This is a genomic window from Halococcus saccharolyticus DSM 5350, from assembly GCF_000336915.1.
Lineage (GTDB): Archaea > Halobacteriota > Halobacteria > Halobacteriales > Halococcaceae > Halococcus > Halococcus saccharolyticus.
This window is the reverse complement of sequence record NZ_AOMD01000030.1, coordinates 27412-43921: the sequence shown is the minus strand read 5'-3', so window position 1 is coordinate 43921 and position 16510 is coordinate 27412. Positions and strand designations below refer to the sequence as shown.

The following is a 16510-nucleotide window of genomic DNA, read 5'->3' as shown; positions in this document are numbered from 1 at the left end:
ACAGCAAAAATTCCGGCTACGATTCAGCAGTTTCTTGACTCGCTTCATATACTTCGTCCCGAAGTAAGTCCGTTACCAGTGTTTGGAATTCGTCATCGTCGATATACTTGGCAAAGAGGTCCTCATTCTGTTCCATTCGATCGATGAACATCTCGGTGAGCTTCTCGTCGAAGGCATAGGAAAAGTTACTTTTTGTGTTCGCCCGTGCCGATTGCTGCAGATTCTCATCATCAAGTGCATCCTCCTTCACCTGTTGGAGGAACAACTCATCTGCGCCAGTGAAATCCGTACCTAATTGTTCGTTGATCCGCTCAACTAGCTTTGAGAGTTCGATCTCGTCTTCTTCTTGTGATCGAGTTCCGGTTTCAGTTGGCACCGATACCTCGCCAGCAGATTGATCAAGTCGAATGTCCCCCTCTGACTCTTTCTCGATCCGGTAGTAACGGAGGGCGAGCTCATCTTCAAACTCGACACTGGCATCTTGTGGATCTCGTGGAAGTTCTTTGTAGAGGAAGCGACCAAATGTATAGAGCTTCTCAAGTTCGGTATCGGAGTAACTGACGATCTGCGACTGGAATTTGTATAAGCGAATGAATGCTTTGAGCTTTGAGCGAAATTCGTCCTGTCGTTCTACAGGGAGCGTTATGAACTGATCACGGGCGTTTTGAGTGTGTTGCGAGAGTTTGGCATGTGCCTGCTCAGTAGCTGTATTCTGTGGACTAAAGAATGCCTTCGCGAACTGGTCGACTTCCTCATCGGTAAACACCGGAAACGCCCTCAGTTCGGACTCTAATTGGTAGATGTGCTGCGGGTCAGTGGTTTCTTCAACAGTTGTTTGCTCATAGAAAGGTTGGAAGGCTTCCTGAATCTGGTCTCGGTCGTTAACGAAGTCGAGAACAAAGGTATCTTCCTTTCCAGGAGCGGTCCTATTTAGTCGTGAAAGGGTTTGAACAGCCTGGACTCCGGAGAGTTTCTTATCGACATACATTGTGTGAAGGAGCGGTTCATCGAACCCCGTTTGGTACTTTTCGGCGACGACGAGAACCTGATACTCCGAGCTAGAGAATTTGCGGGGGAGTTCTGACTGTTGGATGCCATTCATCCCCGTTTCAGTGTATTCGACGCCCTCCTCCTCGACAGTACCACTGAATGCAACCAACGCCTTCAGATCGTAGTCTTGTTCTGAGAGATACTCGTCGATTTTTCGCTTGTAGCGGACAGCAGCCTTTCGAGAGTCGGTGACGATCATAGCTTTCGCCCGACCCCCAATCTTGTGTTGGGTGTGTTCGCGATAGTGTTCGACGATGATCTCCACCTTTTGGCTGATATTGTGAGGATGGAGTTTTAGGAAGCGGGAGATTGCTCCTTTTGCTTCGCTTTCTGGAAGACGAGGATCTTCATCAGCCTGCTGGACGAGATTGTAGTACGTATTGTAGGTGGTATAGTTCTGGAGAACATCGAGAATGAATCCCTCCTCAATTGCCTGCCGCATTGAATATACATGAAATGGCTCAGGATTTTCGCTATCCTCCGGTACTGTACCGAATGTTTCCAACGTCTTGCCTTTGGGAGTGGCTGTAAAAGCAAAGAACGAGAGGTTGTCTTGCTTGCCACGAGCCTCAGCACTTTTAGCGAGAAGCGTTTCCCAATCGTCGTTTTCCTCGATCTCAGCGCCCGAGAGAATCTCTTTCATCTCCTTTGCCATTTCTCCCGTCTGACTACTGTGAGCCTCGTCAACGATAACAGCGTAATCCCGTTCGGGAAGCGAGGCAGCGTGCTCAATGACGTATGGGAAGGTCTGGAGCGTGGTGATGATGATATCTTTCCCTTTCTCCAGATACTCGGCAAGTTCGGCGGATTTGGACCGATTCTCGCCCTCTACACCGTGGACCACTCCATGTTCGTGGTCGATATCGTAAATCGTGTCTTGGAGCTGGTCATCAAGAACAGTCCGGTCTGTGACGACAACGACGGAATCGTAAACGGGCTCCTCGTCTGCGTTATGGAGGGAGACAAAACGATGGGCGAGCCATCCGATAGATTTGCTTTTTCCACTGCCAGTTGAGTGCTGAACGAGATAGTCCTCGCCTGGACCGTTATTCTGAGATGCCTCAATGAGGTTACGGACGCACTCTAATTGATGATACCGCGGGAAAATCATTGTCTCCTTCGTATCCACTACGATGCCATCTTGACGGATCTCCTCAGTATCGAGATGAACATACCGTCGAATGATATCGAGCCAACTGTCTCTGGACCAGATATCCTCCCAGAGATAATTTGTACGGTGGCCATGATCGACCGGTGGGTTGCCTGCTCCACGATTGTGTCCCCGGTTAAATGGCAAAAAGTGGGTATCAGAACCCTCGAGTCGAGTGGTGTAGGCGACTTGGTTCTGGTCGAGTGCAAAATGAACAATTGCACCTCGCTTAAACTTGAGGACAGGTTGTGATGGATCTCGGGTCTTCTTGTACTGGGTCTTCGCGTCCTCAATAGTCTGGTCTGTCCACGGGTTCTTCAACTCGACAGTGGCGACAGGTAGCCCATTTATCGACAGACAAAGATCGAGGCTTCGATTTGGGTGGGATGTAGAGTAGTAAAGTTCTCTCGTGACGGTGAGCCGATTTCCCTGGTACTTCTCCCGCAAATCGGGATTGTACCCCGTTTCGGGCTGGAAGTAAGCAAATTGGATACGAACGCCAGCGATCTTGAATCCATGCCGAAGCACTTCGAGGGTTCCTTGGTCAAGCCGATCGAGTGCACTGTCGAGTTGTGTGAGAAATTCATCACGTGGGTCGTCCCCAAGCCGAGTTTCGAGCTCGGACCACTTCCCAGGTTGGGTTTCCTTAACGAACGAGACGACGGTATCCGGGAAGAACCCGCGCTCAGTATCGAAATCGTCGCTCGACAGCGTCGTGTAGCCGCCGTGCTCGCAGAGGTGGGCTTCGATGGCGTCCCCGAAGGACTCCTCGTCGTAGATTTTGCTCATCTGTGAGTGGCGTGGGTTTCACCACGGGCCTCGGTAACATCAATCTGGCCCGTGACCGCGGCCGTGATGAGCGCCTGGCGTTTCTCTTCGAGGAGGTCGATTGCCTCCTCTACGTTGTCGATGAGGTTCGAGAGTTGTTCCGTCTCATTTTGGATGTGCTCGACGATCTCGCGTTGTTCCTCCACGGGAGGGAGTGGAGTCTTCAACGAGCGGATGTCGGGCATCCCAATGGTCGAAATGGTAGAGCCACGAGTGAGCAAATCGAATTCCTGGTCCATCGATTCAAACACGTTGAGTAGGTATTCTGGCAGTATTTTGGATCCACAGACCCATCCCACAAGATGCTGTGCGACTGCCATAGGACGATCCAAAATGGCGCAGAGTCCAACCGTCGCGTCTCGTGTGAAGACGACCGTCCCTGTGGGGAGAATATGCGCTGAAGAGTTGTTCAAACCCTTCTGGTTCGTGTAGTGCTCCGTCTCGGTTATACGGTCATTTTTACGCAGTCGTCCCGAATCTGCGAGGGAAACCCACGGGACATCCGTATCAGTCCAGTATTCTTCGTTCGACTTGCTCGGTGTATGGCCGGATTCCAAACGCGCAACGAATCGAACACGGGTTGTGTCCCAGTGCGCAGGAATTTCGTCAAACCATCCAATCTCCGTGCTCTTTTTCGCTACCGTAAAGTCGAGACCTGCTGTTATGGTCCGAGTGACGAACGCCTGCCGTTTCTCGTCGAGCAAATCGAGGAGACGTTTCTGTTTCGCTACGAGCGCGTCGATGCGGGCAGTGCGGCGGTCGAGAAAATCAGCAACATCTCGTTGCTCGTCTAACGGGAGTTCCGGAACGCGGTATGTTTCGACGAACTCCGATTTGAGTCGCTTCTGGCCAGCGACACCCCGCATGGACGTTTCCGCCTCGTCCATGAACGGCTTTGCGCGCAGGACGTACCACAGAAATCCCGTGTCCGTGTTCTCACGCGGGCGCAGAATGTGGAGTTCCGTCGTTCCGAAACCGATCCCATTCTCCAGCCCTTTGCAGATGGCTCCTTTGCCGTTCTCGAACGACGGCGTGATCTTCGCTATCGCTATGTCGCTTTCTCGAAAGTAGGTGTATCCATCGTAGACCTCCGCAAGCGGCTTTTCCTCGGATGATTCGATAGCTCCACTCGTGCCGAACCCTTCCAGCGGGACGAACGATACCGTCGTGTCGGGTGGCACATCGTCGATCTCCGACTTCGATGGGTTGATGCGTGCGAGATGTTTCAGCCGGACCGTTTCGGACTGGCTCGGATCGTCCTCGGCGAACGCCAACCGATCCTGGGTCATCTCGAAATCTCTCCCAGCATCTCGCTGATCTCACCCTCTAACTCCCGAATATCTGCGTCGATCTCGTCCAGCGACCGCGGCGGTTCGTACTCGTAGAAGTACCGATTGAAGTTGATTTCGTACCCAACAGTTCCCAATTCGCCGTCCTGGTCGTCGTGGTACTTGCTGCTCTCGTTGATCCACGCGTTCTCTAAGTACGGGGCGACTTCACGCTCGAAATATTCGTATGGATCGGTCCCGAGTGGTACACGTTCTTTCTCACGTCGATCAGTATCGTGTTCAGGATCACCGTTTGATTTTCGGCAAATCTCGGCATCTGGGTTCTGTTCCCCAAGCGCCCGCTCGATAGCGTTGTAGACACTATTTCGCAAATCGAGGCCAGCCATATTCAACTGCAGCTCAACCTCGTCGATGAACCCGTCTCGATCCATCCATACCTTCTCCGAATCCATACTAGAAAGCGTCTCTTTGACCTGTGCCTGAATTTCTTCGTCGCGATTGGTAAACGCACGTTCGTCGTCAAGAGAGTCAATCCGTTCCTGGGTTGCCTGGAAGCTCAGTCGGAGTGGTTGGTCAATGACGATGCGTCTGTATCCAAAGTCCTCGTTGTCTACGATCTTTGAGCGACCGTTAGCCTCTAAGTCACCGAATAGACTGGCGATCTCGTCAATGTGATCTCCGGTAAGATAGTGGCGCTTGTCGCCGAGACTTTCGTCCATTTCTTCGTAAAGGTCGCGTGCGTCGATGAGCTGGACTTTTCCTTCCCGTTCCTCTGGCTTGCGATTCGTGAGAACCCAGATGTATGTCCGAATCCCGGTGTTGTAGAATAGATTCTCAGGCAGACCAACAATAGCTTCTAACCAGTCGTTTTCAATAATCCATCGACGGATAGCAGATTCACCGCTATTCGGTCCACCGTTAAACAAAGGAGAACCATTGAACACAATTCCCAGTCGAGAACCCCCCTCAGAGACCGGTTTCATCTTGCTCACCATGTGCTGAAGAAACAGCATAGAGCCATCACTAATGCGAGGGGTTCCGGCACCGAAGCGCCCGTCGAACCCCTGTTCTTCGTGTTCGCGTTCGATCTGCTCTTTGACCTTCTTCCAAGAGACGCCAAAGGGTGGGTTCGATAGCATGTAATCGAACGTGTCACCTGAGAAGCCGTCCCCAGTAAACGAGTTCCCGTAGACAATGTTGTCGGGGTCATGCCCCCTCAGTAGCATATCAGAGTTGCAAACCGCGTACGACTCGGGATTCAACTCCTGCCCAAACAGTCTGAGATCGGCATCCTCATTGAGATCGTTAAGATGCTCTTCAGCGACGCTCAACATCCCACCTGTGCCACAGGCAGGGTCGTATAGAGTGCGAATAATACCAGGCTGAGTGAGTACATCGTCGTCTTCAGTAAATAGAAGGTTGACCATGAGCTCGATAACCTCCCGTGGCGTGAAGTGTTCACCAGCAGTTTCGTTCGAGAGTTCTGAGAATTTGCGGACAAGCTCCTCGTAGATGTACCCCATCTCTTCGTTCGGGACGGTATCTGGGTGAAGATCGATTTCAGCAAAGGAAGTGACTACCCTGTAGAGGAGGTCTGCCTCGTCAAGTCGCTCTATTTGATGGTCAAACTCGAACTTCTCCAATATCTCGCGCGTGTCGGGATCGTATTGCTGGATATAGTGCTGGAGGTTTTCGGAGAGGTGCTCGGGATCGTTCGTCAGCGTCTCGAAGGTGTATTCGCTGGTGTTATAAACTGGTGAAGCAGAAATGTTCTGCAAGACAGGGTCAACGTTCTCCACCCCTTGTTCGTTAAGTTCCTCTGCCTTCTGAATAACTGCATCCTTTGTTGGTGCCGTAACACAGTCGAGTCGTCGAAGAACGGTTAGAGGTAGAATTACCCGTTGATACTCCGACTGCTTATAGTCGCCACGGAGGAGGTCAGCAACTGACCAGATGAAATCGACCTTCTCGCCAAAGTTGTCCACCATCTATAGCACCGCAAGCAGGTAAGGTAATTAAAACTCAGGGAGTCCTGGCGCGGTGCCCCTGGTCGTCTTATGTCCTGTAGATTCACTCAAATGAAGGGAGGGAACAGGTTGGTCCATCCGATCAGGTCCGAGTTTCCGGTCCCGACTTTGGAGGTCAACCCTGACCCGAGGAATCTGGTCACGGTTAAAGTATTCCGCTATGCCAACGACTTCTTCGAGAATCGGATAGTCCTGTATATGACGACAAAAGGTATGATTGAGTAAGGGTTCACGGAGTATGTACTGTCTCCGAGAATGGGGTTCTAAGTATTACAACATCTGTTCCAACCTTGTTTAGGCTTCGATTTCTAGGGTAGCTTTGACAGGAGCGTGGTCGCTTGGTGTTTTCCCGTTGCTGAACCCGTTTGCTTCTACCTCAATGCCGTTCTGGATCTCGCAGCTCTTGATGTTAAAGTGGTCGTCAGCGAGGAGGTGATCTATTCGTTTGTTGGGCGGGTTTCCGTTGTTGACCACGTGAGTGTGGTCTTCAGTGCTATTCAGTTCGAGACTGTCATTAGCGTGCCAGTATGCGTCTTTCATATCCCAATCGCTCTTCTCTGAATCGAAAATATAGCTCTCTGCGTTCCGCCAGCGCTGGTTGAAGGGGAATTGTTTGGTGCCACCGTTTTCGGCTTGGTAACGATACGGGTTTCCATAGAAGGGTTTGTTGAGATGTTTTGCATCTGGGCTGTGAGGGTGAATCTCGACGCCTTCGTCTGTTTTCGTTTCTTTCCAAGGCGCGTTGAAGTCACCGCCGAGGATGATTTTCTTGTCTGTCTGCTGGTTTTGGAGGTAGATCCTGCTGTAGACTGTTTCGAGGGCTTTGATTTTCTCTTCTTTCCAACCTGAGCCATGTATAATGCCCGCGTTCCAGACTTCAAGGCCTTCGTTGTCGGTGATTTCTTCGTTATGAAGATACACATTGGCGACAAAAGGACCAGTGAGGAAACTGGCGTAGAAGTAGTTTAGGTGCCTGGGTTTTCCGTTTCCATTGTTTCTCAGATCTAGCGGTTCTCTGTCTATTGGCCAACGGCTGGCAGTGATTTTGCAGCGTCGAAAAGGACTGTTGATGTTGTGGTAGGGTTGTACGTCGAGGTTGAGCAACTGGCGGTTCCAGTCGCGGTTGTCGGTCGTGTAGTAATCGCGTTCTTCGAAATGAGACTTGATCTGCTGGAAGTGGCTGAAATCTTCGCTCTCGTCCTTTTTTGTGTAGTCAACGGCTTGAAAGAGGAAGAGATCGGTATCCTGATGATATTCTTTTAGGAAGTCTATTTGCTCCTGTATTGTGCTTCTGGAGGGGTGGTTTTCTCCGTGAAGATTCCAGGTCATGACGGTAACGTCTTCACTCATGGTTTCAGTTCCCAAACTGGCAGGAGAGGTGTGATATAAGTTCGCATTGGTGAGTGCATCAGATGGATCCTGAATAATGGATGCTGTTAGCCAGACTCGTTAGACGAAGTGTTGTGCGATAGTACGACCCGAGGTTTTTGTCCCTCTCGAAAGAGATTGTGGCTATGTCAGAACCAGAGGGGCCTGTGTTTCAGGAGCTGGTACCTCAAGACGTACGAGACTACTGGGTGCACGAAGCCCACAATTTCACCCCCTGGCTGGCGGATTCCATACGGAACGAAGATGCGTCTCACCTCGAGGACGTTCTTGGGTTGGATGTAGAGATCGTTGAGACCGAGAAGAGCGTCGGGAGGTACAACCTCGATATCCTTGCGGAGGTGGTCGATGACGGCCGACAAGTGGTAATCGAGAATCAGCTAGATCAGTCCGACCATGATCACCTCGGCAAGGCGATTGCATATGCCGCAGGTGTCAATGCCGATATCATCGTCTGGATCGCGCCGACATTCAATGACGAGCATCAAGATGCGATTCAGTGGCTAAATCAGAACAGTCGTGAAGGTGTTGACCTATTTGCAATCCGGTTGGAAGTGTGGAGAATTGGCGACTCTCAGCCAGCGATTCGGCTAAATCCAGTGGAGAAACCAAGCGAGTGGAAAAGAAAGGCGCAGCGATCTGGGGGGGAAATTACTGAGACCAAGGAGCTACAGGAAGAGTTTTGGACTCAGTTTCGTGACCGTATTGATGACTCGTCGACCATACTCAGACCTCGCAAACCGAAGCCAATCCACTACTACGGGAACCCGATTGGGAAATCTGGATTCCATATATCATTTGTCGTCCTATCACAAGAAAATGAATTGCGGCTTGATCTCAATATAGAGGACGACGAAGAGGCGTTCTGGGAACTGAAGTCTGAAGAAGAAGCGATCGAGCAAGAGTTAGGAAGGGAGGTCGAATGGGGAGAGCCTCGAGAAACACGAACAGGAAAAATGAGGAGCAATCTTAGTATTGCTCGGGATGGCGACCTGGAAAATCGTGAAAAGTGGGGCGAATATTTTGACTGGTATATCGAATACGGCGAGCGTTTCCACAATGTATTCCACAACAGGATCCAGCAGTTTTGATTGCTGTGGTGCGACAAAATCGGCTTTATTCGTGCCAAAACCCCCTGGTGTACACCTCTGTGTATAAAATGCACCCGCTGAGCAATATTCACGAGCCAAGTTTGAGGCCAGGTAATCCAACTAGGTAGCCATCTCAACACCGTATTTAAAAAAAGTGTACGGATTCCTGTTTCGATCATGTATTACTGGATTGATCGTCGTCTCAGAACGCGTATCGACCGTGCAGTCATCCAAGACCCAGGCAGGAGATATGAGTGTGATAAATCCAAACGACTGCCAGGCCTCAGAGTTCCATTTCGCCTAATTGGAGAAGTATGGTAAGGATAGCAATGTCCGAAATAGCGACTGCCAGCTAAAAACAGACTCTTGAACCACAGTTCCCCTTATGTAGCCTGCTCAAATCGTCTGTCTTCTCGTCGTTATGATCTTGCAGAATGTCTTGGAATCAGCCACTAGAACGATTATGTGGCTGATCTACGTTCTATTATCATATATGGTAGTACTACTTGGGCTTTGGATTAATATCATTTGCTACAGGAAGCGCGTATTCAGCTCCTAAGCGACTTTGTTGACAAGAGGATGATACCGACAGGGATCATATTCAAATCCCAGAGGAGCAAAACTCCGTCGTTACAGGGCCAAGGAGTAAGTAAGCAGAAGGTTCGAGGTCCTGGCTGTGGGGCACATGTTAGTCTACTGCGAGAGAAATCAGGCAAAGGTGGCCTCTGATTCGTCCTCTGTCACGGTATCCTCAAAATGAGGTGGAACGAATTTGGTTAAGAAACGCTGGTGTATCAAAACAATCGATAGAACGATTGTTGCTACGACTACAGAGGGGACACAGATGAAAATAGCGCGAAAGTGCTTACTGGTCCCGCAACAATACTGTGGTAATCTATGTTCCAATCATTACAGGACGTGCGGGATCGGACTTCTTCAGTGATAGAGGATGCGTTTCAATCAGAAAATAGCATTCTCGTTCATGCACTACCGGGTACTGGCAAAACCACTGCTACATTTGATGTCGCTGCACAACTGGGACTCCCTATTACCTATCTCACAGAACGAACTGATCTATACGAGCAAGCTGAAAAACTCGCTCAGGGTCGAAATCTCACCGCTAAGATTTTACCATCGCCTCATCGGAACTGCCCCACGTTCAAAGGCGACCACGGTGGTCGCTGGAAATCATACATAAGAGACCTATACAAACGAGGCGTAGGAGGTGGGAGTTTACACTATCAACTGAACTTGCCTTGTAATCCCAATTGTCCTTACCGTGATCAGGTTGATTTCGATGAGAGTCAATACGATGTTATTATCGGTCACTACTCACACGCCCACCGAGAATCAATCATAGATGACCGTATTGTCGTCATTGACGAGTTCGCGGAAGATGCGCTGACAAGATCTTTTTCTGAACCTGAGCCCATTGTCTCTGATTTCTTGAATCGGTTCACGAAACCACCGTTTAGTGATTGGACCGACTTAGTAGCTAACCGAAATAATCGTCGCCAAATCAGTTGGTTTCTCGCTAATTACGATGAGATGACGCTCAGCCCTCGGGAGATTATCAACAATTCGGGGACCACTATCCACACCTCTGCAGGTGATCTTCTACTTGCGATGCTCTTCATGGAAGATCTCGGAAATGGGTTCGAGACTACTAACGCCTACATTGATAGCTATGAAGCAGGAGGTCGGTTTTATGAGGGTGTGTCGCTGTCTCATCTTGAACCGGAACGTCAATTGCTCGGTAATCTAGTCGGTGTTCGAAATCGAACGACAAATGAGATGCACCTACTTAACCCACCGAATCTGGGTGCTGCACGGTCAATAGTTGGTCTCGATGGGACGCCAACACTGAAAATGTGGAATACAGTGTTTAGAGAATCGTTCACACATAGGCAGGTAATCCCAGAGAATGAACAGGATCACTATCTGAAAGATATACAAGGATACCGTATAGAGCAAACCAAGTTCAACAAGCCTGCAGCTAAGCACTACTCCTCAGGGAATCAAGTGACTCTTGAAAAAGATGAAGGTCTGTTCTTAGGCTTGGAGCTTCATTACGGTAAGAAGCCAGCACTAATGTCTACGAAAAAGGCGCTTGATCAGTACAAGCAGAATGGCGTCCTTAATCGCGTAGAAGATTCTATGAACTATGGTATGATGCTGAGCTCAAATAAATTCGAGAATAAGGAGCTTGGTGTCGTTAGCGGTGCACCCCACCCAGGAGATGATGTAATCAAACGGTGGGCCGCGCTAATGGGCGTTGCAGCAGAGCCCAATCGAAACAAGAGTTCAGGTAGGGGGTTTGGTATGGATCTCTCCTACGGTATACTTGGAGATGAAGTCTTCCGTCACTTTCGAGAGCATCAAGTACTCCAGGCGATTTTCCGGTTCGGTCGTAAAGGCAATCTTCAGCCTACTGTTGTACTCAACACCTCTGCCTATCCAGATTGGATTTCGGTAGATGAAACCCTCAACCCAAAGAAGTTCCGTGGAAAGAAAAAGAGGGAGATCGTTGACTATCTTCGGGAGATTGGTGGGGGAGCAACTCAAAAAGAGATCACTACAAATACGAGCGCCAGTAGAAAATCCGTCTCAGAATGTCTCAAACAACTTTCGGACGATGGCTTCGTCTCACGAGCAGGTACAAACGATAGCGGTGTCACGCTATACGAATGGGTGTAACCAAATAATGCCAACAGTTAGCAGTATTTGTGAAGTTGTATAGAGTAGTTATATGCAACGTCACAATTCGTGCGTTGCTATGGCATACTATTTTCAGTATACATGAATGGTAGTGTCTCTCACATGAGTTTAGGCATCCATCTCAAGAAAGTGAGAACGACCAGACAGAGATATATTACCTACCGAAATCATTCCTCAACATGCAACTGACGAATTCACTTATCGAACAGAAGGCACGCCAATACCGAGAGAGCGTACCTGAGTATGAGGAAGAGGCAAGGAAAATCGAAACCCTACCAAGCGACTTTGAAGCCGGAACTTGGTCGTGGGATGATCTGGAGTGGATAGTCAAATGGAAGAGTAACCGTAGCATCGGGTATTTTCGGCAGAATGACCCCGACAACACAGCAGAGGTCATTACCCAGGTGTACAGAGAGGACAGTGTCACCAAGAAACTGGACCTGCTTACGGACCTCAGCGGGGTGGCAGTTCGGGTAGCGTCTGCATTTCTGGTATACATGGCCCCCGAGAATCATACTGTGTTAGACTGGCGAGCGTGGGCCTTACTGCATGAGACGGGTCATCTCTTCAGTGAGTTTCCTGATCCTCCATCCACAGAAGACTATTTGATCTATCTTGGGACGTGTCGTGCATTGTCTCGTGAATTTGATACATCTCTGCGTGAGTTGGATAGGGCGCTCTGGGTACTGGGTGGTGAAATTTAGGCGACGTCGCTACGATGTTGGCGACTCTGGCGTGCCAACTGGTAGCTCATAGTGTAATCCTATCTGCCGTCAATGGCGAGTGTCGGCGGGTCTCTTGGTTAGAAAACGCAGGAGGAGTGTGGACGGGTGATGACAATGCGACGCGATTTTCTCCTCCCAACGTCCCGACTGGGTGGCTATCAGTCGGTATATTTTCGCACAGATTGTGTTGTAAAGAGTGTTTCGGCCAAAGCCACTAAACACGGGAGAACCCTGGAAAGACGCCAATGCAGGATGGCTTCCCGTGTCCCCGACTGGGTGGTGGCGGTCAGTCGGGATTGATAGACTATCACATACCGTAATAGCGGTTATGGACATGGCAGATTTGGCGATTCGGTTCGGTGAGCTACCCGTTGGTGATTCGCAGGTCGGTCCGAATAGGGTAGATGAGCACCCTATCCCCAACCACCGATAAAAGTACGTTATCACACGACATAAACATGCTCAATTTTGTTGAATAAATGTTAATACCGTCATGGTCAGTAAACGTGGGAGGAACCGGGACAGTAGCCAATGCAGGATGGCCTCCACACGTCCCCGACTGGGTACAGGCTGGGCAGCCGGGAATGACACTCACTCACACATGATATTAGTGGTTTCGGCCATGGTAGGTTTAGTGACGATACGGGAGGGGATATGAGCTGTCAGACGAGCCTACCGCACCCTCCCTATCCCCGACTGGGTGCCTAGGTCAGACGGGGCTGACATACTCTTGCACAGGATCATAGGGATTTTGGCCGTAACCTATCCCATTTTGTTCAGAGCATCACGTCGATCCTCCACGGGAGTCTGATCGTATCTCATCGTGGTCTGCTCGCTCTTGTGCCGTAGTTGGGCCTGAGCAGCGGCCAACCCCTCCTCCCTACTCATGTACGTCCCTACCGAGTGTCGAATCGAATACCACGTGACCTTGCGTCCGTTCGTTGATATCCCCGCAATGTCGCATAATCGGTCAAGGATGTGGTTTAGTGAGTAAGACTGGTACGTTGTTGCCTCCCGAGTAAGCCACAAGGCATCTTCGCTGTCGTACTTCTCGTACTGATCCCGTTCAGCGACCCATCTGGATAAAGCACTCACAGTCCGATCAGTGAGGCTCACAATCCAGTTGTCGCTGTTTTTCGAACTCTCCTCTTTTGGAATCCGAAGCACCCTGTTATCGAGATCAACCCAGTGGATAGTTGCTCGCTCAACCTCGATAGGTCTCAGCCCTGTGTCTAAGCAAACCCACACCAGAGACGGTATCTTCCACGAATTCGCACGGTTAAAGTCATCTCGTGTGATTTCGTTCTTTGGCTTTCCGAACCGTTGTGCGAGGTGTGCCTTCCACTGGTCACGCTCTTGTGGCGACAGTCCACGGTAGGATGGGATTGAACCGTACTCCAGTGCAGCCTCACGAACCATCTGTCGTTCTTCTATTGTGAGGTAATCACGAGGGTTCGTCGTCGAGTTGTCGCCGCTGAAGGTGATTTCCGGTTCCCATTCTTCGTCACTGAACTCCCACGCGCGCCACCGAAACAACATTTTCGTCGTCTTCTGGTGACTCGCTTTGTTTTCCTGTGAGGTGTCCCCGTAGGCCAGTTGTTTCATGTACGCATCTGCGTGGTCGTGAGTGACAGTCGTCGTGTACCGGTCTTCTGTGTTCCACACGAAACGATAGAATTGATCTATTCGCGCACACCGTATTTTTGCTGTTTGGTAGGCATACCCCTCTCCCTTCTGTGGGTTCTTACCCAAGTTGAGAATCCACCGCATCAACTTCGTGCGGTGATTGTGGTAATCAACCAACTGTCTTTCAGTAAGGCGTTCAACCGTCGGTTTTGGTACAACTACGATGCCCTCGATCTTCCGTGGAGACGGGGGTGAACCCACCTCGTTAACTTCTGCCATTGTTCTCCCTCTTTGACATAGGGGGGAGAAAACCACCGTACGGAAACGGTATAGAAGTGCTCCGGCAGGGATTCGAACCCTGGTCATTGCCGTGAGAGGGCAATATGATTGGCCGGACTACACCACCGGAGCGCGGGTCGCCAACCGCTCGTCGGCAGGCGGACTGACGTAACGCAGAATCGTGTTTAACAGTTCCGTTTTCGCCCGCTCACTCCTCGTCGAACGGCGATCCAGCAGCCTCCGGTTCGTGGCCGTCGAGACTCACGATGTTCTCGCGGCCGACCCGGAGCTTGCTGATGTCGCCGTCGTCGGCCATCTCCGAGAGCAACATGCTGACTTTCGACTTCGACCAGCCGGTTTCGGAAACGATCTCGCTCTGGTGCATCCGGCCGTCGTTTTCGTCAAGCAGCGAGCGCACGACCTCCTCGTCGCTCCTGAGTTCCTCGTCGGGGACGGTGGGTTCGGCGACTGCGGCCGCAGTGGATTCGTCGGGTGTGTCGGCCGGCTCGTCCGCGTCAGTCAAATCCTCCGGAGTGTTCTCGACGTTTCGTTCGTCGGCGGTCGCCGCTACCGATCTGCCGAACGGGGACCGTTCGGACCGTCGGACGACCACTGCACCGAAGACGACGGCGACCGCGAGTGCCGCCGCGAGCCACACGACCGACCCATCGAACGGCGACGGACCGTTCATTCCCATCCCCGACGATTCGACGAACACGACCTGTGGCTGACCGGAGGCGAACTGTCGGTCGCCGAACCACGTCACCGAGTCGTTCTCACCGGTCGAGCCGTTGGTCGAGGCGTCCGGTGACGGCTCGACCTGCTGCCAGGCAATCTCCAGGTTCGGGCCAGATTTGATCTCGAGTGACATCCCTGACGAAAGGTAGAACCCACCGATGGCGTCGCCGACGGTGAGATCACCGTCCGTCGTGGCCGAGAAATTGGTCCAGAAGAACGACATTTCGACGACCCCCGTCGACTCCGGTTGAGAGGTGATTTGTGACTGCCGGGAGAACGCACGGGCGCTCATCTCGCGCCCGGTCGCGTTCGTCCCTTCACTCGTCAACGCCGTTGCCGTTTGTCGAAAGTCGGTGTACAGTGGTGTCTCTTCGGCGGTGAACCGATCGCCGTAGGCACGGAACCGCTCGACCTCGCTTTCGTTGGCGAGGCGCTGGTTGTAGTGCTGGGTCCACCGCGCCGAGCCGTTCTCGTACACCGTGACGACCCACTGTGAGTCGTTGAACGCACTCTCGTCGTCGGCCGCTCCGGTCCCGTTGGTCGTCTGGGCGCTGGCCACTGCTGACAGGGGGGTGGCCACCACCCCCAGCATCAGCAGTGCCACCACGGCGAGACCGAGCGCCGACAGCCACCTCATCTATGCTACGTGACCGCAGGGACGTATAAAAAGACTGTGACCGGCACCGACGCCCGGTGAAAACTGGCCTTCACCGGGTGTATCGGTCGCTGTCATCACTTCGGGCCACAAGGCCCATATACGGTATCGGGTCGTCATGGTGCGAGTCGGTTCTTTCGATCCTTCATATGTTCTTCGTAGTATTCGAACGTGAGCGGGCACCAATCTCCTGCAAGATCAAGCACCCCCTCTGTAAGCTCTCGGATCTCCCACTGGGCGTCTGCTGCCGCTCGCATATCGCTCACATGCATCAACATTCGGGCGTTCATCGACATCACGATGTTGACCTCGGTCCCGATCGGAAGGACGAACCGGGCGTCCTCGGGGGCCATCCCGAGATCGAGGAGTTCCTGATAGGATTCGACCGAACTCGTGACCGACTCTCGGAACACCGCCTCGCGTTGCTCGACGGTCTCCTCGTCGACACCTCCGCCGCGCTGGTTGCGCCCCACCCAGTCGGGATCGGTCGCCGACGGCGGCGTCACGACCATCGCGCCATCGCGGACGTCTTCGGGATCGACCTCGTCGAAGGCGACGTACCGCATCGACTGGACGTCGAAGGAGACGTGGCGATGACGGGTGAGCTGAGCCATACACGACCGGCTCACACCCTCGATGGCGAACGTGGCCTGTGGGTGTTCGAACGGGCCGAAATGGCCGTGGTCGAGGAGACGACCGATCAGGTTGCGTTTCTTTTCCTCGATCGTCTGGCCGTCGATCGTCGCCATCGTCTCGGCGAACGATTGGTCGCCGACGAACGGTGCGGAGTAGTCGTTGCGGGCCGCGGTACAGATCACGCGCTCGGGGTCGTCGGTGGCTTCGAGCAAACGAACGTCCATACCGCGTTCCCGATACGGAGCGGGATAATTCTCCCGGGTGGCGATCCCGTTCGACCGCCGCGATTGAAGTGGCTCCCGCCGCAGGAGG

Annotated in this window: 10 protein-coding genes and 1 tRNA gene; 3 read left to right on the top strand and 8 right to left on the bottom strand. The window is 51.9% G+C overall.

Features of this window, described 5'->3' with window-relative positions; all coding sequences use genetic code 11:
• Nucleotides 1-16: 16 nt before the first annotated feature.
• The 4 genes from C449_RS13890 to C449_RS13875 form a co-directional block, all read right to left on the bottom strand.
• Nucleotides 17-2989, bottom strand: coding sequence for a type I restriction endonuclease subunit R (locus C449_RS13890; protein WP_006078674.1), 2973 nt, complete (start codon nucleotides 2987-2989; stop codon nucleotides 17-19).
• Nucleotides 2986-4317: a restriction endonuclease subunit S gene (locus C449_RS13885; protein ID WP_006078673.1), complete on the bottom strand. Its 1332-nt coding sequence runs from the start codon at nucleotides 4315-4317 to the stop codon at nucleotides 2986-2988. Before C449_RS13885 ends, C449_RS13890 begins: the two co-directional genes overlap by 4 nt.
• A complete protein-coding gene (locus tag C449_RS13880; RefSeq protein WP_006078672.1) occupies nucleotides 4314-6305 on the bottom strand; it encodes a type I restriction-modification system subunit M in 1992 nt (663 codons plus the stop codon). The genes C449_RS13885 and C449_RS13880 overlap by 4 nt, the downstream gene beginning before the upstream one ends.
• A gap of 333 nt (nucleotides 6306-6638) precedes the next feature.
• A complete protein-coding gene (locus C449_RS13875) occupies nucleotides 6639-7694 on the bottom strand; it encodes an endonuclease/exonuclease/phosphatase family protein (protein ID WP_080504943.1) in 1056 nt (351 codons plus the stop codon).
• Between the two features lie 164 nt (nucleotides 7695-7858).
• Between C449_RS13875 and C449_RS13870 the strand changes: the two genes are divergently transcribed.
• The 3 genes from C449_RS13870 to C449_RS13865 all read left to right on the top strand — a co-directional run bounded on the left by C449_RS13870 (nucleotide 7859) and on the right by C449_RS13865 (nucleotide 12243).
• A complete protein-coding gene (locus C449_RS13870) occupies nucleotides 7859-8821 on the top strand; it encodes a DUF4268 domain-containing protein (protein ID WP_006078670.1) in 963 nt (320 codons plus the stop codon).
• 939 nt (nucleotides 8822-9760) lie between these two features.
• On the top strand, nucleotides 9761-11518 hold the full coding sequence (locus C449_RS17920; RefSeq protein ID WP_152415737.1) for a helix-turn-helix transcriptional regulator: 1758 nt from the start codon (nucleotides 9761-9763) through the stop codon (nucleotides 11516-11518).
• A gap of 200 nt (nucleotides 11519-11718) precedes the next feature.
• Nucleotides 11719-12243, top strand: a complete 525-nt coding sequence (locus tag C449_RS13865) for a hypothetical protein (RefSeq protein WP_006078669.1) — start codon at nucleotides 11719-11721, stop codon at nucleotides 12241-12243.
• Between the two features lie 783 nt (nucleotides 12244-13026).
• On the opposite strand, the gene C449_RS13860 is transcribed toward C449_RS13865, so the two are convergent.
• From C449_RS13860 to thyX, 4 genes are all read right to left on the bottom strand, one after another.
• Entirely contained in the window at nucleotides 13027-14169 is a 1143-nt protein-coding gene (locus C449_RS13860) for a tyrosine-type recombinase/integrase (RefSeq protein WP_049914265.1), read from the bottom strand.
• A gap of 57 nt (nucleotides 14170-14226) precedes the next feature.
• Nucleotides 14227-14301: transfer RNA gene (locus C449_RS13855), tRNA-Glu, on the bottom strand.
• A 76-nt stretch (nucleotides 14302-14377) separates the two neighbouring features.
• A complete protein-coding gene (locus tag C449_RS13850) occupies nucleotides 14378-15544 on the bottom strand; it encodes a helix-turn-helix transcriptional regulator (RefSeq protein WP_006078667.1) in 1167 nt (388 codons plus the stop codon).
• 134 nt (nucleotides 15545-15678) lie between these two features.
• Nucleotides 15679-16422: an FAD-dependent thymidylate synthase gene (gene thyX, locus C449_RS13845; protein WP_006078666.1), complete on the bottom strand. Its 744-nt coding sequence runs from the start codon at nucleotides 16420-16422 to the stop codon at nucleotides 15679-15681.
• Between the last annotated feature and the right edge of the window lie 88 nt (nucleotides 16423-16510).

Excerpts from the sequence above, each read along its gene's own strand:
- C449_RS13890 (WP_006078674.1), bottom strand. The coding sequence starts at position 2,989 with ATGAGCAAAATCTACGACGAGGAGTCCTTCGGGGACGCCATCGAAGCC.
- C449_RS13885 (WP_006078673.1), bottom strand. The coding sequence starts at position 4,317 with ATGACCCAGGATCGGTTGGCGTTCGCCGAGGACGATCCGAGCCAGTCC.
- C449_RS13880 (WP_006078672.1), bottom strand. The coding sequence starts at position 6,305 with ATGGTGGACAACTTTGGCGAGAAGGTCGATTTCATCTGGTCAGTTGCT.
- C449_RS13875 (WP_080504943.1), bottom strand. The coding sequence starts at position 7,694 with ATGAGTGAAGACGTTACCGTCATGACCTGGAATCTTCACGGAGAAAAC.
- C449_RS13870 (WP_006078670.1), top strand. The coding sequence starts at position 7,859 with ATGTCAGAACCAGAGGGGCCTGTGTTTCAGGAGCTGGTACCTCAAGAC.
- C449_RS13865 (WP_006078669.1), top strand. The coding sequence starts at position 11,719 with ATGCAACTGACGAATTCACTTATCGAACAGAAGGCACGCCAATACCGA.
- C449_RS13860 (WP_049914265.1), bottom strand. The coding sequence starts at position 14,169 with ATGGCAGAAGTTAACGAGGTGGGTTCACCCCCGTCTCCACGGAAGATC.
- C449_RS13850 (WP_006078667.1), bottom strand. The coding sequence starts at position 15,544 with ATGAGGTGGCTGTCGGCGCTCGGTCTCGCCGTGGTGGCACTGCTGATG.
- thyX (WP_006078666.1), bottom strand. The coding sequence starts at position 16,422 with ATGGACGTTCGTTTGCTCGAAGCCACCGACGACCCCGAGCGCGTGATC.